This is a genomic window from Parafrankia sp. BMG5.11, assembly GCF_004337455.1.
Genome location: NZ_SJXI01000123.1, coordinates 1 through 26357 on the forward strand (window position 1 = coordinate 1; position 26357 = coordinate 26357).

At 73.2% G+C, this 26357-nt stretch carries 20 protein-coding genes; 5 read left to right on the plus strand and 15 right to left on the minus strand.

The window, feature by feature from the left end:
- Positions 1-88 precede the first annotated feature (88 nt).
- From E0504_RS46175 to E0504_RS46220, 11 genes are all read right to left on the minus strand, one after another.
- Positions 89-574 carry a DNA glycosylase AlkZ-like family protein gene (locus tag E0504_RS46175; RefSeq protein ID WP_112109304.1) on the minus strand — a complete coding sequence of 162 codons (486 nt, stop codon included), beginning with the start codon at positions 572-574 and terminating at the stop codon, positions 89-91.
- A gap of 99 nt (positions 575-673) precedes the next feature.
- Positions 674-2002: a PHB depolymerase family esterase gene (locus tag E0504_RS51690; protein WP_243657945.1), complete on the minus strand. Its 1329-nt coding sequence runs from the start codon at positions 2000-2002 to the stop codon at positions 674-676.
- A gap of 128 nt (positions 2003-2130) precedes the next feature.
- Positions 2131-3549 carry a wax ester/triacylglycerol synthase domain-containing protein gene (locus E0504_RS46185; protein ID WP_131627657.1) on the minus strand — a complete coding sequence of 473 codons (1419 nt, stop codon included), beginning with the start codon at positions 3547-3549 and terminating at the stop codon, positions 2131-2133.
- Between the two features lie 333 nt (positions 3550-3882).
- Positions 3883-4542: a DUF4232 domain-containing protein gene (locus tag E0504_RS46190; protein ID WP_112109260.1), complete on the minus strand. Its 660-nt coding sequence runs from the start codon at positions 4540-4542 to the stop codon at positions 3883-3885.
- A gap of 54 nt (positions 4543-4596) precedes the next feature.
- Positions 4597-5352, minus strand: coding sequence for an ABC transporter ATP-binding protein (locus tag E0504_RS46195; protein ID WP_071059092.1), 756 nt, complete (start codon positions 5350-5352; stop codon positions 4597-4599).
- Positions 5325-6275 carry an ABC transporter permease gene (locus E0504_RS46200; RefSeq protein ID WP_373694014.1) on the minus strand — a complete coding sequence of 317 codons (951 nt, stop codon included), beginning with the start codon at positions 6273-6275 and terminating at the stop codon, positions 5325-5327. The genes E0504_RS46195 and E0504_RS46200 overlap by 28 nt, the downstream gene beginning before the upstream one ends.
- A gap of 37 nt (positions 6276-6312) precedes the next feature.
- Entirely contained in the window at positions 6313-7350 is a 1038-nt protein-coding gene (locus E0504_RS46205; protein ID WP_112109261.1) for an ABC transporter substrate-binding protein, read from the minus strand.
- Between the two features lie 82 nt (positions 7351-7432).
- Positions 7433-8356, minus strand: a complete 924-nt coding sequence (locus tag E0504_RS46210; RefSeq protein WP_200835515.1) for a TauD/TfdA family dioxygenase — start codon at positions 8354-8356, stop codon at positions 7433-7435.
- A gap of 437 nt (positions 8357-8793) precedes the next feature.
- A complete protein-coding gene (locus E0504_RS46215) occupies positions 8794-10083 on the minus strand; it encodes an ROK family protein (protein ID WP_112109263.1) in 1290 nt (429 codons plus the stop codon).
- Between the two features lie 240 nt (positions 10084-10323).
- Positions 10324-10407 (minus strand): putative leader peptide, encoded by an 84-nt coding sequence (locus E0504_RS54750; protein ID WP_368672142.1) that lies wholly within the window; start codon positions 10405-10407, stop codon positions 10324-10326.
- A 113-nt stretch (positions 10408-10520) separates the two neighbouring features.
- The gene (locus E0504_RS46220; RefSeq protein WP_020458368.1) at positions 10521-11342 is read right to left on the minus strand and encodes a helix-turn-helix transcriptional regulator; all 822 of its coding nucleotides are present in this window, start codon (positions 11340-11342) and stop codon (positions 10521-10523) included.
- Between the two features lie 391 nt (positions 11343-11733).
- Between E0504_RS46220 and E0504_RS46230 the strand changes: the two genes are divergently transcribed.
- From E0504_RS46230 to E0504_RS46250, 5 genes are all read left to right on the plus strand, one after another.
- Positions 11734-12405 carry a TetR/AcrR family transcriptional regulator gene (locus E0504_RS46230; protein ID WP_020458367.1) on the plus strand — a complete coding sequence of 224 codons (672 nt, stop codon included), beginning with the start codon at positions 11734-11736 and terminating at the stop codon, positions 12403-12405.
- Positions 12406-12783: 378 nt separating this feature from the next.
- Entirely contained in the window at positions 12784-14049 is a 1266-nt protein-coding gene (locus tag E0504_RS46235) for an amidohydrolase family protein (RefSeq protein ID WP_020458366.1), read from the plus strand.
- Between the two features lie 300 nt (positions 14050-14349).
- A complete protein-coding gene (locus E0504_RS46240; RefSeq protein ID WP_112105344.1) occupies positions 14350-15105 on the plus strand; it encodes an NPP1 family protein in 756 nt (251 codons plus the stop codon).
- Between the two features lie 306 nt (positions 15106-15411).
- A complete protein-coding gene (locus tag E0504_RS46245; protein ID WP_020458364.1) occupies positions 15412-15621 on the plus strand; it encodes a hypothetical protein in 210 nt (69 codons plus the stop codon).
- 116 nt (positions 15622-15737) lie between these two features.
- Positions 15738-17219, plus strand: a complete 1482-nt coding sequence (locus E0504_RS46250) for a flotillin family protein (RefSeq protein WP_112105340.1) — start codon at positions 15738-15740, stop codon at positions 17217-17219.
- Between the two features lie 117 nt (positions 17220-17336).
- Here E0504_RS46250 and E0504_RS46255 read toward each other — a convergent pair whose 3' ends face one another.
- Genes E0504_RS46255 through E0504_RS46270 form a run of 4 tightly spaced genes read right to left on the minus strand, consistent with a single transcriptional unit; the run spans position 17337 to position 26006 of the window.
- Positions 17337-18623 carry a TIGR02679 family protein gene (locus tag E0504_RS46255; RefSeq protein WP_112105341.1) on the minus strand — a complete coding sequence of 429 codons (1287 nt, stop codon included), beginning with the start codon at positions 18621-18623 and terminating at the stop codon, positions 17337-17339.
- The gene (locus E0504_RS46260) at positions 18620-22972 is read right to left on the minus strand and encodes a TIGR02680 family protein (protein WP_373694015.1); all 4353 of its coding nucleotides are present in this window, start codon (positions 22970-22972) and stop codon (positions 18620-18622) included. The genes E0504_RS46255 and E0504_RS46260 overlap by 4 nt, the downstream gene beginning before the upstream one ends.
- A 23-nt stretch (positions 22973-22995) precedes the next feature.
- A complete protein-coding gene (locus E0504_RS46265) occupies positions 22996-24273 on the minus strand; it encodes a TIGR02678 family protein (protein ID WP_112105342.1) in 1278 nt (425 codons plus the stop codon).
- Positions 24270-26006, minus strand: a complete 1737-nt coding sequence (locus tag E0504_RS46270; RefSeq protein ID WP_200835204.1) for a TIGR02677 family protein — start codon at positions 26004-26006, stop codon at positions 24270-24272. Before E0504_RS46270 ends, E0504_RS46265 begins: the two co-directional genes overlap by 4 nt.
- Positions 26007-26357 lie beyond the last annotated feature (351 nt).

Genomic DNA, 26357 nt, shown 5'->3' on the forward strand with positions numbered 1-26357 from the left:
ACACGACAGCAGATTTCACCCCTGTAACAGGGCAGTCCACTCACCAGGCACCCCCGCCACAGGGCGCTCCTCCCACCGGGAACCCCGGTCACACTGCGCTGCGCTCGCTGGACGTTCCGCTCACCGAGCGCGACCCGAGCTCGCAGGCGAGGGCGCCGGCCAGCGAGCCCCGCGGCTCGACCTCGATGCCGTCCAGCTCCAGCCAGCGGGCCAGGGTCCTGAGCTCGGTCGCCAGCGCCCGCTCGGCCCGCCAGCGGAACAGCGGCTGCCACTGCACGGGAACGAGGGACGCCTCGTGCGCCCAGTACTCGAACGCCTTGCGGTCGGTGTGTACGTGGCTGTCCAGGGCGTCGGTCGGGTAGGGGCCGAAGCGGGAGAAGCCGGGCAGGTAGTGCGCCCTGGCCAGCACGTTCACCGAGTCGATCTGCACGACGCCGACCAGGTCGACCAGGTTCCGGATGGCGCGGGCACCGGCCGTGGCCGGCCCGTGGGGACGGATCAGCCCCTGGGCGGCGAGCGCGAGCCGCCGGGCCTCCCCCGGGGTGAGCTCGTCGCCCCGCCCGGATTTCCCCACGGATCGCAGCGTATGCGGGATCCTCCGTCGCGAAGGTTGCTTCGAGCCAAGTGGCGGACCCCCCAGCGGCCAGGCCACCGCTGCCCACGCCCCGGCCGGTCAGTTCCCCAGTCGGAACCGCGACACGAAGCTCCAGATCACGGCGTTCGCATCGAGATCGCCGCTGACCCGACCCAGCACGTCGACCGGGAACAACGAGACACCGCCGGGCCAGGTGTGGCCGCCGCCGACAATCTCGTAGAGAACCACCGGCGTGCCGGCCTGGCAGCCGGCGAACTCGTGTCGGACGACGGTCGTGCCGTCGGCCGGGGCCCGGTCGGGCAGGGGGGTGTCGACGGTCGTCGCCGCGCAGCCGGCGGACCGTGCCCAGGCCTGCGCCCCGGCAGCCGCCTCCGCATATTTGAGCACCCGGTCGTCGGCGCCGTGGAGGACCACCATCGGCACCGGGGCGGGCCGGGCCCGCGGGTAGCCGGGACATCCGGCTCCGGGCGCCGACCCCGCCACCGTGGCGAACGCGGCGAAGCGGTCGCGGGCCCGGCAGGCGAGCGACTGCGTGAACAGACCGCCGTTGCTGGTGCCGGAGGCGTAGAGGCGGGACGGGTCCGCCCCGAACCTGGCGATCACCAGGTCGGCGAGCGCGCGGGCGAACCCGGGGTCGTCGACGGGCGGGGAGTCCTCCCCGCCGGGCACCCCCTGCCAGCCGATCCCCTCATGCGCCGGGACCACCAGGAGGTAACGCTCGCGGTCGGCGGACGACGACAGCCGGCCCGTAAGCTCCGCCACCGCCGGGGTCTCGAACATCCCCGGGAAGTGGAACAACGCTGGGAGCGGGCCGCCCGGCGCCTCGACCGGAACCCGCACCGCCGCCCACCGGTCGACGCCCGCGTGCCGGAGCCGGACCACGTGGTCACCGGGATCAGGCACGCCGTCCACGATGGTGATCTCGGCCGTCGAGGGCCGCCCGGGACCGCTGGCGGCGTCCAGGCCGCGGACACGAGCCGGGCCGGACCAGGTGGCGGTTCCGTCGGCGGGCCGCAGCACCTCACCACGGACGTCCGCGGTGATCTCGATCCCGGCGGACGGGTCCCGCAGGGCCCACGAACCCGACCACGGCCGGTCGGCCGCGGCGTCGCGGCTGGCGGCGATGGTGATCGTCGCGCCGCCGCGCAGCTCGGCGGCGCCGCCCACGGACCGGGTCCGCTGCTCCCAGATGTCGTCGAGGACGGCGATCCCGCCCTCGGTCGCGTCGCCGGCGGCGCCGGTCAGCGCGTAGCCGTCCCCGGGGCCTGGCCCGGTGTCGCGGAGCCGGACCGACACGTGGTCGAGGCGGTCCGAGGCGGCGGCGGACGCCACGGTCAGCTCGGTGGCGCCGTGTGCCGGCCCGCCGGCACACGCGGCCACCGGGGTGACGCAGGCCGCGACAAGCATCACCACCGCCGGCAGCACCCGCCCAGCCGAGCCCCCCGGCACAAGCCAGCCCCCTCGCCCAAGCCAGCCCCCTCGCCCAAGCCAGCCCCCTCGCACAGCCCGGGCCCGGCGCGGGGCCGGCGTCCGGGTCATGGCAGCGCCCGGTCCCCGGCGAACGCCCGGACGGCGTCGGCGAGCAGCGTGACCTCCGCCGCCCACAGCCGGGCGAGATCGCGCGATCCGGGCAGACCGGCGTCCGCGGCCGTCCCGACGCTCACGGTGTCACCGAGGCCGCTGAGGTGGCAGGCGAGCCGCTCGCCCGGGAACAGGGTCGGGACGGGCACGGCCGTCGTGATCGGCCGTCCGGCCGCGGCCAGTGGGCCCGGCGCCCCGGCCTGGTTGGACACCGACAGCACCGACGAACGTCCGCTCAGCCCGGCGCCGAACAGGCGGGGCCGGGCCCGCGCGGGCAGCAGCTCGAAGAGCAGGCGCTCGCCCAGGCCGAGCGTGCCGCCCTGCTTGAGACGATCCGTCCGGTCACGTACCGCGAACAGGCGGCCGAGTGGGAGCGGCTCGGCGCACGGCAGGACGACGCGGGCACCCGCCACGAAGTTCGCGAGCATCGCGCGCTCCCCCGGCTGGCGGGTGCTGACGGCCATCGCGACCGCCATCCCACCGGCCCGGCCGGACAGCGCACCCCCCGCCCTGACCATGCCGCCAGCGCCGGCCGCGCCACCCACACCGGCCGCACCGCCCGCGCCGTCCGCGCCGTCCGCGCCGGTCCACCGTCGCAGGGCGCCGGCGAGCGCCGCCAGGAAGGCGTCGTTGACGGTGCCGCCCACCGCGGCGCCGATCGAGCGCAGCAGCGACAGGGACGTCGTCTCCCAGCTGTGTGTGGTCCGCCCCGCCCACGGAGCCGCGAGGACCGCCGACCCGGCGGCGGGGGTGAGCCACCGCAGGGAGCGCGCGGCGGCGGCTCCGACCTCCCGGGCCCGGGCGCGACCGGGTTCGCGCCGCTGCGGCGGGACGAACGCCATCGGGTCGGTACCGATGCCGAACAGGGCCGAGAGGACGAGGTTCTTCGCCGTGCCGTCCTGCTGGATGTGGCTGGCCCGGTAGAACAGGGCGAACTCGGTGTCGTCGGCGGAGCGCAGCAGCCACAGCTGCCACGGTGGCCCCGACAGCGGCACCACCGCGCCGCCGAGCCGTTCCACGAAGTCGCGCAGCGCCGTCCCGGCGAACCCCGGTGCCGCCGCGGCCCCGTCCACGGACGGGGGTGCGGGCGCGGCCGACGACACCGGGTGCTCGCGGACGAGGCAGTCCAGGTCGACCTCGGGATCGGCGCGCCAGCCGTATCTCGCGCGGCGCCCCGGCAGGCAGACGAGCCGCTCGGTCAACAGCGGGAACCGGCGCAGGCGCTCGGCGACAAAAGCGCGCAGCTCGTCGATTCCAGGAGCCGGTCCGGTACCGAGAAGCAGGCAGTTCACGTTTATCGGCACGTCGGCGTGCAGGAGCTGGTATTCGAGCAGGGCGGTGTCGAACGCGTTGAGGAAGCGGATGCGGTCCATCGACTGCGGGCTCGCTCTCTGCTCCGATTTCAAGCCACGGATTCGACGCGGTGGCAACCGGGGCAGGGGCCGGAGAAAATCCGCTGAGCCGGCGCGCCAGGAAGACGACGAAGGCGTTGGAACTGGCACCGGCGCATCGCCTCGAAAGGCGAGCGGAGAAGAATTCGCGGACGGGTTCGGCGACCGGGCGGCGGCGTGCCACCGTTGGACACCGTAACCCGGCCGGCTGGTCCGGGCTGGCCCGCCGCCCCTTTCGGTGGCACCCACCCCGGAATTCGACCGCCGGGCGGAATCGTCACCGCGGCGCGGCGCGCGCGCCGGTGACCAGGACGGTCAGGGCTGGCCGAAGGCACCGACCGCGAGCTGGTGCACAGCCGGATCCCGACACGTCTCGACACCGGCCGGCAGTGCCGCGAGCAGGCTCCCACGGTCGTCGGGCGGGTACACCCGCAGATTCGCGCCCCGCACCGCCTGACCTGGTTCCTCGCAGCCCGGAAGCAGCCCGGCCTGCGTGATCGCCAGCGTCGCGCCGGTGCTGCCGCCCGGTGGCAGCGTCACCGGGGTGCCCGCCGGCCCCGTGCGGTCAGCCGCCGCCCCGACCTGGCCACCGGTGGCGTTTACCACCGACACACCGGGGTAGCCGACGACCGAGCAGGTGCCGGGACCGGTGTTCCTGAGCACGATCCGCCCGTAGACGTGACCCGCCGCGCCCTGGACGTCCTCGAGGGACGCGGCGAGGCCGGTGGACACGCAGGCCGGCCCGGCACCGCCGGCACCCGTGACCGGGATCCCGGCGGACGGGCCGGTCGAGCCCGTCACGGCGGTCGGCCGCGCGGTGGACGCGGCTGGCGGCTGGCTGGTCCCGGAGACGACCGGCGGGCCCGGCGGAGCCGACACGGCCTGGTCCGCCGGTCCGTCCGACCCACCGCAGCCGGTGACCGACGCCGCGAGCGACAGTGACGCCACGATGAGCATGCCTCGGCCTGTGCGCATACCGGCCTGCCTACCCCGCGCCCGGCCGCCGCAGACCACGGCCCCGTCGGGGTGTCAGGTTGCGGCCTCGGCCAGGTCACGAACGCCCAGCTCGGTGAGCAGCCGGGCGCGCAGGGCGGCGAAGGCGGGATGGGCCCGGGGCCGGGGAGTCGGCAGGCCCACGGGGACGTCGAGGGAGAGCCGGCCGTCGGTCAGGACGAGGACCCGGTCGGCCAGCAGGATCGCCTCGTCCACGTCGTGGGTGACGAAGAGGACGGCGGGGCGGTGCCGGCGGCACAGCTCCTGGAGCAGGGCGTGCATCCGGATGCGGGTGAGCGCGTCGAGCGCGCCGAACGGCTCGTCGAGCATGACCAGATCCGGTTCGCGGACGAGGGCACGGGCCAGCGCGACCCGCTGGGCCTCGCCGCCGGAGAGGGTGACCGGCCACGAGCGCTCGCGCCCGGCGAGCCCGACCTCCGCCAGCGCGGCGCGCCCGCGCCGGTCGACGTCCGCGCCGGGCAGGCCGAGGACGACGTTGCCCAGCGCCCGCGTCCACGGCAGCAGCCGCGGCTCCTGGAAGACCACCGCGCGCCGGCGGGCGGCGAGCACCTCGCCGCTGACCTCGTCGTCGAACCCGCCGAGGATCCGCAGCAGGGTGCTCTTGCCCGACCCGCTGCGCCCCAGCAGGGCCACGAACTCGCCGGGCGCGACGGTCAGGTCGAGACCGTCCAGCACGACGTGGTCGCCGAACACCCGGGTCAGCCCGCGGACCCGGATCGCCGCGGCCGCCTCGTCGGCGCCGGTCAGGTCCCGGAGAATCCGCGTCGCCATGACAGCAGGCTCCTTTCGAGCAGGCGGACGAAGCCGTCGCAGAGCAGACCGAGGAGTCCGTAGATCACCAGGCAGAGCACCATGATGTCGGTCCGGTTCCAGGCCTGGGCGCTGTTGAGCAGGTAGCCGATGCCGGAGTCGGTGTTGACCTGCTCGGCGAACACCAACAGCAGCCAGGCGACGCCGAGGGACCAGCGCAGCCCCACCAGGAAGCCCGGGAGGGCACCGGGAATGATCACCCGCCGGACGAGACCGGCCCGGCCGAGCCCGAAGGCCCGGCCCGCCTCGACGAGCTTGATGTCCACGCTCCGGATCCCGGCGAAGGTGTTCATGTAGATCGGGAAGACCACGCCGGCGGTGATGAGGAAGATCTTCGCCTCCTCGCCGATGCCGATCCACACGATGATCAGCGGGAGCAGTGCGATCACCGGAATGGTGCGCAGGAAGTTCATCGCCGAGTCGACGACGTCCTCCCCGAACCGGAAGAAGCCGGCGATCACGGCGAGCGCCAGGCCGATCGCCACCCCGAGCGCGCATCCCCAGCCGACCCGGTAGAGGGACACGCCGAGGTTGTCGGCCAGCTCGCCCGAGCCCCGCAGCTCCCGGGCGGCGTCGAGCACCGCGCCGGGCGAGGCGAACGCGCGGTCGCTGACCAGGTCGAATCCGGTGACCGCGAACCACCCGAGCAGCAGCAGCGCCGGACCGGCCAGTCGACGCGCCCACGACGGGACGGCCCGTGCGCGCCGCGCGCGGTTCCGCTTGCCGGTCGGATCCTCGAGCAGGGGAGCCACGGGCCCGTCAGGTCCGGCGCCAGCGGGCTCGCCGGACGCCACAGGCACGCCGGATGCCACAGGCACGCCGGACGTCACGGGCACGTTGACAAGGCCGGGCGCGGGAGCGGCTTCACCGATGACCTCGGTCATGTCGTCCTCCCTTCGACTTGCCGTGGGCGGAGAGTGCTCATGTCGGCAGGCTCGCGGCGGTGAACGCCGCGGTCAGCTCGGTGGTGAACGCCTTGTCGACCTCGTCGTCGACGTTCAGCGACGGGGGCAGCTCCCCGACGTCGGCGAGCAGCTTCGCCTGGGTCCGCTGGCTGTCGACGAACGCCGCCGTGACCGGGGTGTACCTGCTCTCCGGCAGGCTCTCGAAGTACTTCCGCGCGGCGACCGGATCCTGTTTGAGCGTCTCCACGTAGTACTTCTGGATCCACTCGTCCGGGTTCTGCTTGGGCCACGCCGAGGCCCGGGAGAGGCGGAGCACGAAGTCCCGCACCGCCTCGCGGCGGGCCGGGTCCGCCAGCGCGTCCTTCGCCGCGAGCAGCACCGAGTACTGCGGCAGCGGCTTGGTCTCCACCTCGTAGGACCCGGCGCTCTGCGCGGTGACCGCCGCGCCGAACTGGCGGACGTACACCACGGCGTCCACGGCTCCGGAGGAGAAGGTGGCGGGCAGGCTCGCCGCCGGGACGTTGACCGGGGTGACGTCGTCCTGGGTGAGCCCGACCGAGTCGAGCTGGTTGAGGAGATAGCCGTGCAGGGAGGTCCCCCGGGTGAACGCGACCCGCTTCCCCTTCAGGTCGGCGAGGCTGTGGATGCCGGAGCCGGCGGAGGCGAAGATGGTCTGGCTGTTCACCCTGTTCTCCGCCACGGCCACGGCGACCACTCCGGCGTCCGCGGCGTTCGCGAACAGGACCGGCGTGTCGCCCATGAAACCGACGTCGAGCCGGCCCGCGCTGAACGCGGCGTTCATGTGTGGCCCGTCGGCGAAGTTGTTCCAGTTCAGCTTGTAGGGGGTGTCACGGCCCGCGCCCGACAGCGTGATCGGGAGCTCCAGGAACTTGCTCTGGTCGCCGATCCGCAGCGTGCCGGCCTTTCCGCCGGACGCGGGGGCGGCCGGGTCCGAGTCGCCGCCGCCGCACGCGGCGAGGCCGACCGTCAGCAGGGCGGCCAGGCCGGCGGACGCGAGCGCCAGCCGCCGCCCACGGGTCCGTCGATGGTGCATGGGTCTCTCCAGGTGGCAGGAGCCGCCGGCGCCGACTGGGTCGGCGCCGGCGGTCAGGGGTTCAGGACGCCGCGGGCGACGGTCAGGAGCCGAGGAACGGCTGGCCGGCGACCAGCTCCGACTCCGCCCCGTCGACACCGACCGGGACGTCGCCCTCGAGGGTCACCCGGTAGAGAACCCGGTCGAAGTCGAGATGACCGAGGTCGGACGGCCCGAGGTGCGCCGTGGCGCGGTTGTCCCAGAAGGCGATGTCACCCGGGTTCCACTTGAACCGCACCGTGAACTCCGGCCGGGCGATCTGCTCGTAGAACAACTCGAGGACACGGTGGCTCTGCCGGGCGGACAGGCCGATGATCTCGTTGTCACGCGCGGTGAAGCTGGGGCTGACGAACAGGGCCCGCTCGCCGGTCTCCGGGTGCACCCGGACCACCGGGTGGATGGCGACCAGCGGGTTCGAGGCGATCCGCTTCCCGTACTCGCCACCGTCGAAGATCGGCAGGCTGAAGCTGTGCCGCGCGCGCAGGCTGTCGGCCAGCGTCCGCAGCGGCTCGGGCAGGGCCTGGTAGGCCGCGACCAGGTTCGTCCAGGCGGTGTCACCGCCGTAGGGCGGGACGACGTCGGCGCGCAGAATCGACCCGGCGGGCGGGTTGACCAGCGCCGTCACGTCGGTGTGCCACCCGTTGTCATAGGTGACCTTCCGGTTGCCGAAGAGCTGCGCGTAGCGCCGGCTGTCGATCGGCAGGATCTCGGGGAACCCCTCCGGGGGCGCGGTCTCGTGCGGGTGGGCGGGAGTGAGCTTGCCGAAGCGCCGCCCGAACGCCACCTGCTGGGCGTGGTCCAGGTTCTGGTCGCGGAAGAACACCACCTTCCAGGTCAGCAGCGCGGACCGGATCTCGGCGATGGTCGCGTCGTCGAGTTCCTCCCGCAGGTCGACGCCGTGGATCTCGGCGCCGGTGTATCCGGACAACGGCCGGACGTCGATCAGTGTCTGGACCTGACTGGTCATCGTCACATTTCCCTTCGGATCGCGAATGCGTACGGGTACCGGGAGAAGGACCGCCCGAAAAGGCGGTCGAGAACATGCCGGCACCGGTTTCGGGAATCATCCCGAATACGCGCGCCAACCATCCTCCCGGCAACCAGCGCGGGCAGAGATTGACAATGGAGCGCGGTTACGGGTCACCGGTGCGGCGCGACACTCCCCCGGCCAGCATTAATCCACCGGGGATGGTGGAAATTCAGCGCTGGACGAGGACGGAACAGTGGGAGCCACGCCGGAAGAAGCCGCCGGAGCGGCGCCCACCCGGAGCCGTACATCGATCCACGGAGACCGGGAGAACATTCCCCCGAGTTCCCACGGGGCGCTGCCCGGCGGCGTCCTTCACAATTCCATCGTTGCTCGGTTAATTCGCCAGGTCAATGATTTCCGATCGGATGGAAATATTACGGAGCCGCTACCGGGGGTCGTGACCACTCGGCCGCCCTGGCGGCCTGCCGGTCGCGGCGGGTGTGCACCGTGCGCGGGCTGCGGTGCACCGAGTCGAGTACGGTCGCCGCCGCGGCGACGGCGAGCACGTCCGTCCCGAAGCTGCTGGGGCGCACGACCCGCTCCGGGTCCCCGCACGCGCGCGAGAGCCGGGCGATCTCCTCGTACAGGTCCGGGAGCAGGTGCGGCAGGTAGATCGCGGACATCTCGGTCAGGACGAGGAGTTCCGGGTCCAGCATGTCGAGCAGCGTCGCGGCGATCCTGGCGACCCCCCGCAACCGTTGGCGCAGCAGTCCCACCACGAGGTCGTCGCCGGCACGGGCCGCCCCCAGCAGGAGCTCGGCCTCCGGTCGCGGTATGGCTCCGAGCTCGACGGCCTTCACGAGCAGCGCGCGGTCCGACAGCGCGGTCTGGGCGCAGCCCCGGCCGCCGCAGGAGCACGGCAGGTCGGCCCCGGGCAGGTTCAGGTGCGCCACCCCGCCCGCCGCCGAGCGAAGGCCGTGATGCACGACTCCGCCGGTGGCGATGGCCGCGTCCACCACATGGCCCACGAACAGGTGCACCAGGCTTGCCCGGGCCCGCGGCTCACCGAAGAGGATCTCCGCCTGAGCCAGCGCACGGGCATGGCCGTCCACGCTCACCGGGAGGCCGGTGCGGGCGGCCAGCAGCGGGCCCAACGGCAGGTCCCGCCAGCCCAGCGGCTCGTGTTCGACCACGACGCCGGTCCGTGCGTCGACGTGGCCGCCCGTGACCACGCCGAGTCCGAGGACCCGGCGGTGGCCGGCGTGCCGGCGCAGGAATCCGGGCAGGTGCCGAACGATGGTCGAGAGCGTGTCGTCGGCCTCGCCCCGGTGCGGCAGCTCCTCGCGGGCGACCACCCGGCCCCGCAGGTCGACGATTCCGAAGGTGAGCATGGGGACGGCGATGTGCACGCCGCAGGCGAGGTGGGTGTCGGTGTCGACGTCGAGCGGCACGCTCGGCCGCCCCGCCCGCGGCGCGCCGGCAGCGACCGGCAGCTCCCGCAGCAGCCCGAGCGAGATGAGGTCGGCGGTCTGCCGTGAGACCGCGGCCGGGCTGAGACCCGTTGCGGTGCCGATGAACCCCCTCGCGACGGGCCCGTGATCGAGGACGGCGCGCAGCACGGCCGCCGCCGATCCGGCGCCTTTCGAGGTGTCCCTGCGATCGTTTCCGGGCCCGGCGAGGCCGGTCGGCGAGATGGTGGGCGGGTTCGCGCTCCGGATGGGCACGGAGATCCTCCTCACGCGCGTGTCGACCCACCGGGTCGACGACCGTCGAAGGCCTGCACGGTGGGGCGCCTCCCGCACCGGCGGCGGGAGTACGCGGATGTCTGGCGGTGTGTGCGCGGCACGGTTCGGCTCAGCGGGAGACGCGGCCAGTAACCGGGGGCGGCAGACGCCACGGGAGCACTACCCGCGTGGCGCGACCCGCGGCCTACGGCCCGCGGCGTTCCGGGCAGTGGCGGGCGGTCAGCCGACCGGCAGACAGAGCGCGCTGGCGACGCGGCGGAGGTCAACATGAGCACGACGAACAAGGCGCGGGTGCTCAGCCATGGTCAGAACGTAGGTATTGGAGGCACCATTTGTCAACTAGTTCGGTATACATAGTGTCCATACGTCCGTCGCCGAGCCGGTCGCGGGCACACGTCGCCGGGCTCGCCGGGTGGTCAGCGCCCGCCGCGGTGCGGACGCCGTCCCACCGGGGCCAGGGCCGGAGGGACCACCCCGATCCGCTGCCGGTAGGCCGACGGGCGCTCGCCGCAGTACTGGGCGAAGGCCCGGGCGAAGGCGCTCGGGCTCTCGAAGCCGACGGCGGTCGACACCTCGAGCACCGACCGGGTGGGGTCGGCGAGCAGCGCCATCGCCCGCAGCAGCCGGGCCTGCACCAGGTAGTGCCGCCACGAGAGGCCGAGGGCGGTGCGGAACAGGCGGCGCAGGGTCCGTTCCGAGACGCCGACCGCCCGGCCGACCTCGGCCACGGAGACCGCGTCGAGGTGGCGCTGGGTATAGGAGATGGCCGCGGCGACGACCGGATCGGTCGAGGTCGGCAGGCTCAGCGGAGCCTCGTGACCGAGCGCCTCGACGACGAGGTGGCCGAGCGTGCGAAAGAAGCCGTCGGACACCGGATCACCGCTCGGGCGGGTGATCGGCCAGCGCCGAGCGTAGATCATCATCTCCCGGACGAGCGGCGGCGCGGCGAGGATCCGGGCGCGGTCCCCCGGCCGGTCGATCAGCCGGGGGTCGAACAGCACGGCGATCGAGCGGACCGCCGAGTTGATCGTGACCCGGTGCTCGAGACCGGCCGGGATCCACGCTGCCTGCCGCGGCGGCAGGAGGTAGTGGGTGCCGGCGGTCTCGACCTCGACCATCCCGGAAATGGCGTACTCGATCTGGTGCAGATCGTGGGAATGCCAGCCGGTGACGAGCCGGTCACCTTCGTAGTGGTGGCTGCCGCCGAGAACCCGCGCCCCACGCCGCATGTCGACCATGCCGATTGCGCCGGCCGTGCCGGCCACATCAGCCGTGCCGGCCACATCAGCCGTGCCGGCCACATCAGCTGTGCCGGCCACATCAGCTGTGCCGGCCACATCAGCTGTGCCGGCCACATCAGCTGTGCCGGCCATCCGTGCCAGGCCGACGCCGACGGGTTCAAAAGCTCCGCCGGACGAATATACGGAGGCGGTCACGTTACGAAAGAATAGTTGAGATTCCCGACACTCGCGGCGTAATGGCGCGACACCGTTGTTCAGACCAGTCGGAAGGCTATGCTCGGCGGGTGCACAGCGCCATGCCGCCGAATGGTCAAGGAAACACCGGACGGACACCGCGCTCCGCACCAGCCGCGCCACACGGCCGCGCCCCGGGCGCGGCGGTGACGGCATGACCTCGCCCCGCCGCCTCGGCGCGGAGGACTCGAGCACCCGCACGACCCTGCTCGACGCGACGGCCCAGATCATCCTCGAGGAGGGGTACGCCGCGGTCAGCTCGCGGCGGGTGGCGGCGAAGGCCGGCATCAAGCCCGCCCTCGTGCACTACTACTTCCGCACCATGGACGACCTGTTCCTCGCCGTCTTCCGGCGCGGCGCGGAGGCCAACCTGGAGCGCCAGCGGCGCGCACTGGCCTCGCCGCGGCCCCTGCGGGCGCTGTGGGACGTCGACCTGGACTCGCGCGGCACGACCCTCATGGTCGAGTTCATGGCGCTCGCGAACCACCGGAAGGCCATCCGGTCGGAGATCGCCGCCTACGCCGAGCGGTTCCGGGAGGCGGAGCTCGCCACCCTGTCGCGAGTGCTGACCGCCGCCGGAGTCGATCCGGCCACGATCCCGCCGGTGGTCGTGACGTGCCTGATGGCGAGCGTCTCCCGGGTTCTGGTGATGGAGGGCGCGCTGGGCATGACCATGGGCCACCGCGAGACGATCGACCTGGTCGAGCGATACCTGACCGAGATCGAGGCCCGCACCCCGCCCGACCCCGTGGACGCCGCCGACGCGCCCGCCCCCGCGGTGAGCCCCACCGCCAGCCCCGACGGGCCCGCGGGTCCCGGGGGCTGAACAAGCGCGCGGAGCAGCCGGACGGACCGGGCAGAGCGGGCAGAGCGGCCGGGCCCGGCCACCACGGCTGGCCGTTCTGGACGGATCCCTGACCGGGCAGAACGTCGACGCCGGGGATTGGTCTGAATTACGCTGCCATCCTTAGCATTGTCCGTCCCCCGGCGCCCCGCCGGGCGACGAGGATCACAACCACGGCTCGGCGACGGGAGGTGGCCACCCGGCTCCCGTGCGCGCCGGAGTGTGCGCGCCGGAGGGCGCGGTACCGCCACCGGAGACAGCGGCCCACCTCCCGTCACGACCAGTCGGTCCACGACGGCCGGTCCACTCACCACGGATCGGTCCACTCAGGATCGGTCCACAGCGAGAGGAATCCGGACCATGCACATGGACGACATGATTCTGCTGAGCATCGACGACCACGTGATCGAGCCGCCGGACATGTACAAGAACCATGTCCCGGCGAAGTGGCTCGATTCCGTGCCGAAGGTCGTCCGGAACGAGGCCGGCGTCGACGAGTGGGTGTTCCAGGGCGAGAAGACGTCCACACCGTTCGGTATGGCGGCGACCGTCGGCTGGCACCGGGAGGAGTGGGGATTCAACCCCGGCGCCTTCACCGAGTTACGTCCGGGCTGTTTCGAGGTCCACCAGCGGGTCCGCGACATGAACGCCAACGGCGTCCTCGCCTCGATGTGCTTCCCGACGATGGCGGGCTTCAACGCCCGCACGTTCTCCGAGGCCCTCGACAAGGACCTCTCGCTCATCATGCTGCAGGCCTACAACGACTGGCACATCGACGAGTGGTGCGGCGCCTACCCGGGCCGGTTCATCCCCCTCGGCATCGTGCCGATGTGGGACGTCGAGCTCGCGGTGAAGGAGATCCGGCGGATCGCCGCGAAGGGCTGCCGCTCCATCAGCTTCCTGGAGGCCCCCCACGCGCAGGGCTGGCCGAGCTTCCTCTCCGGCCACTGGGACCCGATGCTGCAGGCCCTCGTCGACGAGAACATGGTGCTCAGCCTGCACATCGGCGGCGCCTGGGACATCGTCAAGCTCGCCCCCGAGGTGCCGATCGACCACATGATCGTCATTCCGTCCCAGCTCACCATGCTCACCGCGCAGGACCTGCTCTTCGGCCCGACGCTGCGGCGCTTCCCCGAGCTGAAGGTGGCCCTCTCCGAGGGTGGCATCGGCTGGATCCCGTTCTACCTGGACCGCGTCGACCGGCACTTCCAGAACCAGAGCTGGATCCACAACGACTTCGGCGGCAAGCTGCCCTCCGAGGTGTTCCGGGAGCACTTCCTGGCCTGTTACATCACCGACCCGGCCGGGCTGCGCCTGCGCGAGCAGATCGGCATCGAGACCATCGCCTGGGAGTGCGACTACCCGCACACCGACACGACCTGGCCCGAGTCACCCGAGCACGCCTGGAACGAGCTCCAGCAGGCCGGCTGCCGCGACGACGAGATCCACCAGATCACCTGGGAGAACGCCAGCCGCTTCTTCGGCTGGGACCCGTTCTCCCACACGCCGAGGGAGCAGGCCACCGTGGGCGCGCTGCGCGGGCTGGCCGCCGATGTCGACGTCACCCGGATGTCGCGCGAGGAGTGGCGCAAGCGCAACGAGGCCGCGGGAATCGGCGTCTTCTAACCCCAGGCCGGCGGGAGCCCGGACCGGGGCTCCCGCCGGAGCGTCGCGGCGATCTCCCGCCGCGGAGTTCGCAGGCGCTTCCCCGGCATCGAACCAGGTGAACCGCCCGGCGCCAGCACTGTGACGCCGGGCGGGCCGGGGACGGCGCGATGCCGACCTGCGCGTTCATTCCCAGTATTGGCCGACGCTTCATCACGGGGAAACCCGGCCCGGCCGCGGTTGTCGGGGGGAGCCGAAATGCTGGAGGCAGCATGCCCATCCGACCGCCCTGCCCATGCTGCGGTCGACCAGGAGGACGTGGTGAGGAAGAAAACGCGCATCCGCCGGTTCTCGCTCGTGATCGGCGGCGCCCTGGCGCTCGTCGTCGCGCTTCCGACGATTGCGCTCGCGGCACCCCCGGCCGCGCTGCCCGGAAACGCCGACACCATGGAACAGACGTACCAGCCGGCCTACGACTACGACACCGACGGGTGCTACCCGACGCCCGCCATCGGGGCGAACGGAGCCGTCAACGGCGGGCTCAACCCGTCCGGCGCGCTCAACGGTGGCTGCCACGACCTGGCCGACCTCAACAACACGAACGGCTACGCCCGCTACAAGTGCAACAACGGCTGGTGCGCGATTCTGTACGGCCTCTACTTCGAGAAGGACCAGGCGACGATCGGCGGCCACCGGCACGACTGGGAGCATGTCGTGGTCTGGGTGCAGAACAACCAGGCCCAGTACGTCTCCGCCTCGGCCCATGGCAGCTTCAACGTCTACCCCCGCAGCCAGGTCCGCTGGGACGGCAACCACCCGAAGATCGTCTACCACAAGGACGGCGTCGGCACCCACGACTTCCGTCTCGCCGACTCGGGCGACGAGCCGCCGGAGAACGAGCTCCACACCTGGCGTTACCCGACTCTGGTCGGTTGGAACGGCTATCCGGCCGGGGTCCGTGACGCGCTGAGCGCGGCCAACTTCGGCAGCGCGGTCTTCGGTCTCAAGGACGGCAACTTCAACTACCACCTCGAGCGCGCGATGCCTGCGGGCATCTCCTTCGACCCGAACGCCTGACGGCGCGGGCTCCGGCTTCGCCGCGGCGAGTGGGCGGGGTGGTCACCCCGCCCACTCGTCCCGGCCGCCAGGCCCCGCACGGCAAATCCCAGGCGGAGCAGACCTCGCGCGGCCAGACCCCGTCACCGGGCGGGGAGCCGGTCCCGACTTCCCACCGGCCGGCGCACGGGACCGCCATCCACCTGACAACCTGCGATGATTGTGAAGTGCGGCCACAGTCGCGCTGACGACAGCTTTTCGTCGGGCACAGGCATTGCCAGTCGACCGGGAAAGCCTACGATCATTAATTGTCGCGTGGAGGGGCCGATGGCCGACCAGACAGTGATCGGCAAAACAGGACGGGTGACGGGAAAGATAGCCCCGGGCATGGTCGGTGAGGTCATGCTCGCGGTACGGGGCGGCTCCGAGGCATTCCACGCTTATGCGGCCGACGACGGGGTGACCTTCGCCGTCGGCTCGCGCGTTCTCGTCGTCGAGTATTTCCCTCCTCGCACCGTGCTGGTGATCAGGCTGTGACCGCGGTCGTGGCCACCCACCGGCCAACGGTGCCCCGGCGCGCCAACCGCTGTGCCCCGCCGCGGGCCGGCTGACGCCCGTTGACCAGATCTCCCGTGGGGTGAAGCGGAGGCAACATGATGATCATCCTCATCTCGGTCGCGGTCGGCGCCGTGCTGGCCGTCGCGTTGTTCAAACTGATGTGGCGGGTGGCCGAACCGAACGAGGCACTCATCATCTCCGGGATGCGGGCGTACAAGGACCCGAACGACGCCGTGGCCGAGAGCCTGGGATTCAAGATAGTCACCGGAAAGGGCGTGCTGGTACCGCCGGGCGTGCAGACCGTCCGCCGGATGTCCCTGGATCTGCGGGCCGCCCAGCTCGGCATCGAATGCGTCACCCAGCAGGGAATCCCGGTCGGTGTCCGGGGCGTGGTCATCTTCAAGGTCGGTGACGACTACGCGTCCATCGCGAATGCCGCCCGCCGGTTCCTCGACCAGCAGGACAAGATGGACACCCGGGTGCACAACGTTTTCGCCGGCCATCTGCGCGCCATCGTCGGCCAGCTGACCGTCGAGGACCTCATCCGGGACCGGGAGAAGCTGACGCAGCTGACCCGGGCGAGCTCCGGAACCGAGATGGAGAAGCTCGGCCTGATCGTCGACTCGCTGCAGGTGCAGGAGATCGACGACCCGACCGGTTACATCCGCAACCTCGGGCGCCCGCACGTGGCCACCGTCGCCGCGCAGGCCAGGATCGCCGAGGCGGAGGCCGACCGGGAGGCCACCGAGCAGGAGCAGATCGCCATGGCGCTCAAGGCGGAGGCGAACCGGAACAGCTCGATCAAGCAGTCCGGGTTCCAGGCTGAGGTCGACGAGGCCTCGGCCCGCGCCACCCAGGCCGGCCCGCTGGCCGAGGCCACCGCGCACCAGCAGGTCGTCGTCGAGCAGACCAAGGTGGCCCAGCTCGAGGCCGAGCTGGAGGAGCAGCGTCTACAGGTGTCCGTGCGCAAGCCGGCCGACGCCCGCGCCTACGAGCAGACCACGCTCGCCCGCGCCACCCGTGACGCCCAGATCAGCTCGGCCGAGGCGGCCGCCCGCCAGATCGAGCTGGCCGCCGCCGCGGACGCCACCCGGGTCCGGACGGAGGCGGACGCCCGGGCGCAGCAGGTGCGAGTCCTGGCAACCGCCGAGGCGGCCTCGACCCGCGCGATCGGCGACGCGGACGCCCACGCCAAGCGGGCCGTCGGTTCGGCCGAGGGTGACGCGATGCGGGCCCGCGGCCTGGCCGAGGCCGAGGCGATCAAGGCCCGCGCCGACGCGCTCGCCGTCAACCAGGACGCCGTCATCGGCCAGCAGCTCGCCGAGCAGTGGCCGGCCATCGTCGAGGCCGCGGCCAAGCCGTTCGGCGCGGTCGACCAGCTGATCGTCCTCAACGGCGCGGCCGGCCTGGGCGAGGTGCTGACCCAGGCGCTGTCACAGGGCGCGGCGGGCCTGCAACTGGCCCGTTCTCTGCTCTCCAGCGGCACGCCGGGCTCCACCCCGGCCGTGCCCACCGCGCCCGGCGCACCGGCGCCTGACGCACCCGCGAACGGCACGGCCAAGCCGGCGGACAGGTAGGCAGCAGATCTCCCACCGCCTCACGATCGATCACCCGGACGACCCGGAGATGCGGGTGTCTCACGAAACGATCGCGTGCCACGAGGCGCCAGACAGTCGAGTGGAGGTGGAAGACCTTCACCGTCGGGTCGTCGCGGCGGCGAGATCGGCGAGCAGGTCGGGCAGGACGAGTTCCTCGTCGATCCGCCGCGCGTGGCGTTCCAGGGCCGGGCGCAGGCCCTGGTCCCAGGACGCGTCGGCCGGGCGGCCCATCAGCCTGCCGCCTTCGACCATCGCCAGGGCTGCCTCGTAGGAGCGGGAGTCGAAGCGCCACGGCAGCCACGGGACCCGTTCGAGCAGCCCGTTCGCGATGCGGATGCCGCCCCAGTCGAAGTCGCCGTGGTAGGCGAACCGCGCTCCCCGCACCGCGAGCGCGTCCAGCATGGTCACGACGGCGAGCGAGGGCTGGCCGGAGACGCAGATCAGGGGCGGGGACCGGTGTGCCAGTTCGTCGGCCGCGCTGGCGACCACGATCGGATTCTCACACAGGAAGACCATCGTGGAGCCCACGCCGAGGTCGCCCAGATCCCCGCGGCGGCCGACGAGCTGACGCAGGGTGAGCACGCAGGGCTCGCCCGCCTCGCGGGCGGCGGCCAGCATCCGCCCGCTGGGGGTCGCCGAGCCGCCTGGCAGGCCCAGGCACAGCGCGGTGGACGACAGCTCGTCGCGGTGCACTCCGACAGCCGCCCAGGCGGCCCGCCGCCCCGCGGCTGACCCGTCGCCGGTCGGGGAGGAGCCGCCGAGCACCCGTACGGCGGCCAGCACGAGGGTGGTCAGCGGCCGGCCCTCGTCGAGCGCGTGCGCGTCGCCGGCGCGGCTCGCCGCCAGCCGGCCCAGCGCGACGCCGGGCGACGGCAGCACCTCCAGCACCCGCACCGCATCAGTCACCAGCGCGGACGCGGCGTCTGGCCCGTCCGCGAGCCGGCGCAGCATCCCGGTGCCGTCCAGCCACAACAGCCAGGGGGCGAGTACGGGACGCCGGGACACCAGCTCCTCCAACGGGCCGCGGACGGCCGACCACTCCCGGGCATCCGCGGCGGCCTGCGCCGCAAGGTTGGCCACCTGCCCCGTCAGCAGGGTGACGGCGGCCTCGAGCCCGCCGGACGCGGCGCCGCTGGCGCGCAGCACGGCGTCCACGTCGTCCAGCGATACCGACAGCGAGCTGCCGGCGCCGGCCCGCCGGCCGAGCAGGCGCTCGGCGGCCCGCCGCTGGTCCGCGGTGGCCCGGGCCAGCGTGACCGTCCCGGTGAGCGGCCTGCCCCGTTCCAGCCGGCCGCGTGCCCGGGCGAGCAGCCATGCCGTCTCCTCACCGCCGAGCAGCCGCCGCAGCCGCTCGAGGTCGCCCGGCTGGTCGGCATCGTTCACGTGTGCGGAATCGGCTCGCCGCCGGGTGGCAGAGGCTCATCGCCGAGAGGAAGAGGGTCGCCATTGAGGGGAAGACGCTCGTCGCCGACGGGAAGATGCTCGCCGAACAGAGGAAGATGCTCTTCGTCGCGGGCCCGCCGACTGGCCGCGGCCACCTCCGGCTGTGCCGCCGGCGCTGGCAGGTACGTCGACGGTCGATCCAGCCGCGTCCGTTCGCGGCCGTCCCACCTCCACGGCGTGACCAGCACCGCATCCACCCCGTCCCGCCGGGACAGCTGAGCGATCGCCAGCCCGGGGACCTGCGGGTAGCAGCCCCACTCCCGCTCGCTCGTCATCACGACATCCAGGTCGAAGGTGGCGAGCAGGCCCAGGCACTTGGCTCTGGAGTCGTCGTCCACCCCGGCGAACGCCTCGTCCAGAGCGATGAGGCGGGGCGCCCGCCGGTCGCCGGCCGAGTCGTAGAACGACGCGGCGGCGGCGAACAGCGGGATCGAGGCGGCGAGCACCCGCTCCCCGCCAGATGCCGGGCCGCTGGCCGGGCGCCACTGGCCGTCCTGGAACCGCTGGACGGCGAACTCGTGCCAGCGGCGGTAGTCCAGGGCGCGGGTCAGCTGCTCCGCCCAGCCGCCGGAGGCGTCCGCGCTGTGCTCCCGGCTGATCTCCTCCTGGAGGAACGCGCCGACGGTCGCCCGGTCCGCGGCGCTCCACGCGTCGGTCGTCTGCCGCAGCAGGCGGTCCCGCACCGGGCCGAGGCCCGCCGGCGCGCCGCGGGCCATCCGCCACTGCAGACGCAGCCGCATCCCGGTCGAGGTGGGCCGCTCGGCGAGGTTCGTGTTGATCCTGCCGACCTGCTCCTCGGTGTCGCTGACCAGCTCCTGCAGCGCACTGGCGACCTCGTTGACCAGGTGGTTCTCCAGGACCTCACGTTCCTTGGCGGACAGCAGCAGCGCACGCTGCTCGGTCTCCCCCGCGAGCGCGGTGACGAGTTCCGGGACGTCCTGCCGGCGGCCCTGGAACAGCACGTCGACCACGATCACGCCGTCGGCGACGGTCATCCCGACCGAGTGGCCGTGCCGGGACAGTGCGTCGGTGAGGATCTTGTGCTCGCCCGACACACGCTGCTGCACAAGCTCCCAGCGCCGGTCGGAGTCGTCGACGTCGCCGAGGGCCGCGTTGACGGCGCGGGCGAGTGCGATCGCCGGGTTCGGCGCCCACGCGGCGGACGTGTCGGGGAGGTCGAGGTCCGGGACGGCGACGGTGAGCAGTCCGGTCGCCGCGAACGCCCGCAGCCTCGCGATGGCGCTCTCCCGCTCGGCGGCCGCGGCGGTGATGGAGGCCCGCAGGGTCTCGCGCCGGCCGTCGGCCTTGCCGCGGGCGTCGATCGCGGCTCGTTCGGCGGCCCGCGCCGCCTTCTCCCGCCGGTCGCGGTCGGCGAGCTCGGCTTCGACGGCGGCGAGCTTGCGGAACAGCTCGTCGACGGCGGCGCCGGCGGTCTCGGCCAGGACCCGGTGCCGTTCGGCCCCCGCGTCGGCCTGCGCCTCGGCCTCGGCCTGTTCCTCGGCCGCCTGCCGGTGCCGGGCCGTCACCTCGGCCAGTTCCGCGCGCGCCCCCGCCGCCGCGGTGCGGGACCTGGCCAGCGCGGTCGCGGCAGGCCACAGCCTGGCCAGTGCGGTCCGGTAGTCGCCGAGCGCCCGGCGCACCGAGGCGAGGGCCGCCGGCTCGACGGGCAGGCGGACGTCGGCAGCGAAGTCCTCGACCTGCTCCCGCGCCTGCGCGGCGACCTGCCGGCGCCGGTCCGCGATGGCGGCGGCATGGTCGTGGTCGGCGTCGACGCGCCGCCTGGTGGCATGCTCGGCGCTGAGCGTCGCGTGGGCGTCACGCAGATCGGTGTCGGCGGGAAACGCGCGGTGCTCGGCGGCCAGTGCCTCGAGCCGGTCCGCCAGCTCGGCCCCGGCCGCGGCCAACCGCGTCAGCCGTTCCTCGGTCAGTTCCGCGTCGGCGCGCAGCCGCCCAAGCCGGGCCCGCCGGGCCGCCTCGCGGGAGCCTTCTCCGATGTAGCCGGCGGCCGGCTTGTGCCACGACCCGGTCAGCGTTCCGTTGCCGAAGCTGCCGTCGACCCCGACCCAGCTGGCGGAACCGTCCGGAGCACGGTCGGGCCCGCTCGGCCGGTCGGAGCCGCGCAGGCCGATCGTCGCCAGCAGGTCGGCCAGGGACTGGTCGCTCAGAGCGTCGGCGGCGGGGTCCGCCCGGTCCACCGCCGGAACGAGCACCGTCGCCAGTCCGTCGCCCGGCGTCGGGAAGCCGGCGGTGACCAGGACGTCGTCGGAGACGGCGTCCCGCAGCCTGCCGTCGGGGCCGACCCAGGCGTCGAGGATGCCGGCCGCCTCCAGCGCCGCCTCGATGCCGGCCCGGTGCTCGTCGGGCACGCCGGCGGCGAAGTCGACAACCTTCCACAGCGGGGCGCCGGGACGGCCGGCGCGGCCCGACCCGTCCCGGGTGTACGGGGTGGGCGGCACGTCATGGCCGCCGGCCACCAGCCGTGCGATCTCCTCCGTCAGCGCGTCGAGCTCGGCCCGGGCAGCCGCCTTCTCGGCGTCGACGGCGGCCTGCCGGCGGCCGAGGAGGGCAGTCGTCTCCCGCACCGCGTCGTCGACTGCCGCCGCGGCCGGGCTGCGGCCGTCGAGCGTCTCCACCCAGCCGGCGAGTGCCGCGAGGATCCCGTCCGGGTCGGGCAGCCGCAACTGCTCGGCGCGCCCCAGGTAGGCCGTGCAGGCCGCGACGAGGTCGGCGCCGCGTCGGGCGAGAACGTCCTCGGCGGTCGCGATCCGCTCCGCGACGGCGTGGCGCTCGCCGATGATCCGGTCGAGTTCGGTGCGGGCGGCCCGCGCCGCCGCCGCCGCGTCATCGGCCCCGCGCAGCAGCCGTTCGAGGTGGCTCACCGCCGCGTCCTGGGCGTCGACGGCGGCCTCACCGGACCGCCGCGCGCCGGCATACGGTCGCTGCTCCCGCGCCAGCTCGTCGAGCACCGCAGGGTGCCTGTCGGCGAGCAGGGCGGCGCCGGCCGCCGCGTCGGCCTCCCCGACGGCTCCGTCGAACGCGGTCTGGTCGTCGTCGACCGCCGTGGCGGCCTCGGCCAGCCGGCGCTGCCAGCTGTCGGCCGACCGTGCCGCCTGCGTGGCGGCCTCCGTCCGCTGGCTGGCGAGCTGGGCGAGCCGGGACGCGTCCTGCCTGGCCGTGTTCAGCGCCGCCGCGCTGCGCATCTCCGGGCTTTCGCGCAGCGCCTCACGCCGGGCGGTCAGGATCTCCTTCGCCGCGTCGAGGGCGTCCAGCTCGGCGAGCGCGGTGTCGAGCGCCGCCTGCGCGGTCCGGTGGGCTTCCTCGGCTTCGCCCAGCTCCCGGCCGTACTGCTCATAGCGGCTGTGCGCCTGCCGCGGTGGCGCGGTGTGCCGCCTGGCGGCGACCTGGGCGTAGCGGCTGTAGTGGCTCAGGAACGCCTGCGCCGCCGCCTGTGCCTCGGTCAGCGCGCGCAGCGCCTCCCGCTCCTCGTCCAGGCCGCGGAACGCCTCGGCGACGGTGGCCACGAGCGCGGGGTCCAGCGGCGCCAGCGCCTCGGTGAGCGCGCGGGACAGCAGTTTCTCGTCAGGCCGTTTGGACAGCTGAGGCTGACGGAGCTGGATCAGGAGATTGACCAGCGCCTCGTATCGGTGGGTGCCAAGCCCGAACAGCTCCTCGTCCACCGCCCGCCGGTAATGGGAGGCCGTGTCGAACACCTGGCCGTGGCCTTCGACGACGTCCTTCAGCTTCTCCCTGGTCAGCGCCACCCGCGTCGGGCCGACCAGGGACAGGTCAGCGCCGACCCGCTGGGGGGTGACAAAGAACCAGTGCCGGGCGATGCCCCGGCCGGCGACCGCCTTCAGCCCGGCTCCGACAGTGCGGTACTCGGCGACACCGTCCTGGCCGGTCCGGCCGAACTCCAGCCAGGCGTAACCGAGCCGCTCCGGGTGCGGATGGCGGCCTCCCAGCAGCAGGTTCCACTCCATCCGCTTGTTGCGGTCGCCATCGGGCTCGACCCGGTGGGCGGCCAGTTCCCCGTCGAGCAGGAACGGCAGCGTCAGCGCCAGCACCTTCGACTTGCCGGTGCCGTTGTTGCCGCGCAGCAGCAGCCGGCCGTCGTGGAAGTGGAACTCCTCGACGTCGTAGTAGAAGAGGTCGACGAGTCCGGCACGCAGCGGCTGCCAACGGTCCCGGCCGGGAGCAGGCAGCGACGTCCCGGGCGACGGCGCGGACGCCACCGCGGCCGGGTCCGCGGACGACCTGACCGCGGACGACCTGGCTGCGGTGATCGCCATGTCACCCCCGGGAGTCTCGCTGCTCACCGCCGCGTCTCCTTCCTGTTCCTGCGTGCTGGGCTGGCCGGCCCAATGCCGGTGCCGGTGCCGTCGGCCTGCCGGTCACGGATCGTCGGGGCGTCGAGTGCGTAGCGGGCTATCGCCGGGCGGGGCAGGACCGCCGGCGGGCCCGCCGGACCACCGGGTGCGTCGGCGACCAGCCGCAGGGCTCGGAGCTTGTCGAGCGCCACCGCGAGAAGCTCGGCGTCGGCGCCGGGTTCGGTCACCCCACGCCGCCAGTAGGAGGCGTGCTCGACCGCCATCTGTGCGACGAAGGTGCGCAGGCGGGCCAGCGGCACCGGCGTGCCCTGGCCGAGCCGGTCCGCCAGGTACTCGGCGACCAGCAGGGTCACATGTCCGTCGGTGCGCTGCTCGGGCATCCGCACGTCGGTGAGGTCGTCGTCGGGGTCGACCATCGCGATCCCCTCGGCCCGCATCTCCGCGAGCAGCCCGGTGGCCTCCTCGATCCGCCTGGTGATGGCGTGGCGCTGGCTGACCAGGTAGGCACGCTCGTCCTCGGCGAGTTCGTCGTAGTAGACGACGGGCTCGTCCAGCAGCCGGCGCGTCAGCCGGTGCCGCAGCGCGCGGTTGCGCAGGTCCTCGGTGTCGGGAACAGGCTCGTGGGTCAGCTCCGCCAGCCGGGCCTCCAGGTCCGTGGCCTCGATCGTCGACGGTCCGCGGGTGCCCGCCAGGAGTGAGGCGAGCACCCGGCGGCGGACGTCGTACAGGACGTCCCCGCTGTCGCTCAGGTAGGCGTCCTCGTCGCCGGCGACGCGCTCGAGCACGCCCAGGGAGAGCAGCAGCCGGACGACCGCGACCAGGTCGGAACGTTCGTCCCGGCGGCTGAGGGTGAAGGCGACACCGACAGCGGCCAGCTGCGGGTCACTCGCCGCGACCAGCACGCCCTCCGCCAGCCGGCCCAGCGTGATCTGGGCGTCCGCGGTCTCCAGCACCGACAGTGCCAGGCACAGCAGGACGTAGCGGCGCCGCCCGAACGGCGCCCTGCCCCGGCCGTCCCGTGCCGGGTAGGTCGCCTCCCCGGTCGTGGCGACCGTCTTGAACAGCCTGGCGGAATCCGAGTCCACCAGCAGCCGCCAGCCCGTCTCGGCGGCGAGCCACTCACGCAGCGCCGGGGCGTGCCGGCGGATGAGCTGCAGCACCTCGTCGTCCGACGCCGAGGTACGCAGGGGTCTGGCCAGCAGAGCCCGCATCGCGCGCCGCCGCGCGGCGCGGGTATCCGCCGTGACAGGGTCCGTCGTCATCCCGGTATCGGCGCGGGCACGGTCAGATCGACGATCTCGACGAGGTGTTCCGGCCCGCGCAGCACACCGTCCTCGGTCTCCACAGACACCGTGCCGCCGCCTGGCACCACGGACAGCCGGATCAGAATCGTGCCGTCACCCGACGTCGTCTCCACCGCCCCCTCACCCGGCAGCCGGGCCGCGAGCGCATCCCCGAGCAGCGCGAGGAAGAGACGGAACGCCTGCCGGTCGAGAAGCCCGAGATCGGACAGCAGCACCGGCCGGCCGAGGGCCAGCCGATCTCTGGCGGCCGCGGCCTGCCCCGCCTCCCTGGCCGCGTGCTCGGCGAGCAGGCGGCGCTGCTCGGCCCGGTCCGCAACCCGGTTCGGGGCACCACGCCGCTCGTACGACCCGGTGCGGCGCAGCTGGGGACTGATCCGTACCGGCGGTGCCTGCCGCCACGGCGTGCCGGGTGACGGCTCGTCCTCCTGCCAGGCCGAGACGGTCTCCTGGGAGACGGTCAGGTGCCGGGCCGGGGCCAGCCCGAAGGCGGCCCGCCACAGCCGGTGCGCCGCCGCGTCATCCGGCGCCTCGGCAAACCAACGCGCAAGCGCGCGGAAGTCGGCCGACCGGTCGGAACGGCCGGAGCGGCGCTCGTTGAGGGCGGCCACGGTGTCGATGAGCTGGGTGATGGCGGTGACGGCGGCACCGCGCAGCAGCCTCGCCTGGGAGGGATGGCGGGCATCGGTCGACACGAACCAGTCACGCAGGCCGCGCCACCTGTTCCGCCATCCGACCAGCGACGCCTCGACCGCGGCGTCATACGCCGCCCCCGCTCCCCCGGCCGCCACGCGCCCGTCAGCCGAACCGGCGCCCGCCGGCGAACCGTCCGCCGACGACGGACCGTCAGCCGCTACCGAACCGGCGACGATGTGCGCGTCCGGCGGCAGGTCCGGCAGCGCGTCGCTGGCCTCACGGCGAGCCACGACCTCAAGCAGACGAGTGACATCACGTTCCTCCAGCTCACCGAGCAACGTGGCGATCTCCGCGCCGCGGTTCGCGAGATCGGCGATGAAGCGGTTGATGTAGTCGATGAGCCGCTGCTTGTAGGCGACGAACGCGTCGACGTCTCCGTCCGAGAAGTCGATGACGCGGCGCAGCGACGCCATGAACGCCTGGGCGTTGTCCGCCAGGCCGGTGAACCGCTCCGCCAGCCCCAGCAGCAGCAGATGCACCTTCGCCGGGTCCAGCTCGGACGCCTCCATCATGGCCAGCCCCAACAGGGCACGCAGCTGGGACGCGATATCGTCGAGGGCCACCGACTGCAGGGCGCCCCGACGGCCGATCGCCGCCTCGTACAGCGCGATCGCCTCCTCGGCCGCCTGCCCCGCCGGGGTCAGCTGGTACAGGTACCGGGCCCGGTGGAAGTCCTCCACGCTCGTCACGCGGCCGGTGTCCGGGTCCCTGCGCAGGTTGCCCCACACCGCCAGCTGGTCGAAAGCGGCCACCATCGACTCGGCGGGGACGGCGCCGCCCACGTCGGCCGCGGCGTCCTCGGGACGCATGTGCACGATGAAGCGGTCCCGGGCCCGCGCGAAGGCTGTCAGCACCTCCCGGTACAGCCCGGAGTTGGGCACGCTCAGGTGCGTGAACGGCTGCGGCGCCGCGACAGCCACACCGCCCACACCACCCGCACCGGCCGCACCTGCCCCACCAGCGACAGCAGGCCCGACCGCATCGTCACCGGTCGACATGTCAACCAGTATCGCTGCGAGGTCTGACATGCTGACTACGGGTGTCCCACCACGCACAGTTCCCGGCACCGCGCGATCCCGCCGCGGCGGCGATCACGGCCTGCGGCCAGGACGGGTCCGGCGAAATCCGGGCGACGGGCGGGGTTCGGGTCCGGCAATGTACGAACCGGGCCTCCGCGCCTGCTGGCCTGCATCTACCGAGCACCTGCGGCCAAGCCGATTGATAGGTCAAACCTATTTGATCAGGTCAGATGCTAGCCCACCCCGGCCGCGTCGGCGACCCGGCTGACCGGCACCAGCCAGTCCCCGACGAGGTGGCCCATCACCTGCAGGGAGTTGCCGGAAAATAAC

What these genes read in the sequence shown, in the direction of transcription:
- E0504_RS51690 (WP_243657945.1), bottom strand. Translation starts at nt 2,002, where the DNA reads ATGCTTGTCGCGGCCTGCGTCACCCCGGTGGCCGCGTGTGCCGGCGGG.
- E0504_RS46185 (WP_131627657.1), bottom strand. Translation starts at nt 3,549, where the DNA reads ATGGACCGCATCCGCTTCCTCAACGCGTTCGACACCGCCCTGCTCGAA.
- E0504_RS46190 (WP_112109260.1), bottom strand. Translation starts at nt 4,542, where the DNA reads ATGCGCACAGGCCGAGGCATGCTCATCGTGGCGTCACTGTCGCTCGCG.
- E0504_RS46195 (WP_071059092.1), bottom strand. Translation starts at nt 5,352, where the DNA reads ATGGCGACGCGGATTCTCCGGGACCTGACCGGCGCCGACGAGGCGGCC.
- E0504_RS46200 (WP_373694014.1), bottom strand. Translation starts at nt 6,275, where the DNA reads ATGACCGAGGTCATCGGTGAAGCCGCTCCCGCGCCCGGCCTTGTCAAC.
- E0504_RS46205 (WP_112109261.1), bottom strand. Translation starts at nt 7,350, where the DNA reads ATGCACCATCGACGGACCCGTGGGCGGCGGCTGGCGCTCGCGTCCGCC.
- E0504_RS46210 (WP_200835515.1), bottom strand. Translation starts at nt 8,356, where the DNA reads ATGACCAGTCAGGTCCAGACACTGATCGACGTCCGGCCGTTGTCCGGA.
- E0504_RS54750 (WP_368672142.1), bottom strand. Translation starts at nt 10,407, where the DNA reads ATGGCTGAGCACCCGCGCCTTGTTCGTCGTGCTCATGTTGACCTCCGC.
- E0504_RS46220 (WP_020458368.1), bottom strand. Translation starts at nt 11,342, where the DNA reads ATGGTCGACATGCGGCGTGGGGCGCGGGTTCTCGGCGGCAGCCACCAC.
- E0504_RS46230 (WP_020458367.1), top strand. Translation starts at nt 11,734, where the DNA reads ATGACCTCGCCCCGCCGCCTCGGCGCGGAGGACTCGAGCACCCGCACG.
- E0504_RS46235 (WP_020458366.1), top strand. Translation starts at nt 12,784, where the DNA reads ATGCACATGGACGACATGATTCTGCTGAGCATCGACGACCACGTGATC.
- E0504_RS46245 (WP_020458364.1), top strand. Translation starts at nt 15,412, where the DNA reads ATGGCCGACCAGACAGTGATCGGCAAAACAGGACGGGTGACGGGAAAG.
- E0504_RS46250 (WP_112105340.1), top strand. Translation starts at nt 15,738, where the DNA reads ATGATGATCATCCTCATCTCGGTCGCGGTCGGCGCCGTGCTGGCCGTC.
- E0504_RS46260 (WP_373694015.1), bottom strand. Translation starts at nt 22,972, where the DNA reads ATGGCGATCACCGCAGCCAGGTCGTCCGCGGTCAGGTCGTCCGCGGAC.
- E0504_RS46265 (WP_112105342.1), bottom strand. Translation starts at nt 24,273, where the DNA reads ATGACGACGGACCCTGTCACGGCGGATACCCGCGCCGCGCGGCGGCGC.
- E0504_RS46270 (WP_200835204.1), bottom strand. Translation starts at nt 26,006, where the DNA reads ATGTCGACCGGTGACGATGCGGTCGGGCCTGCTGTCGCTGGTGGGGCA.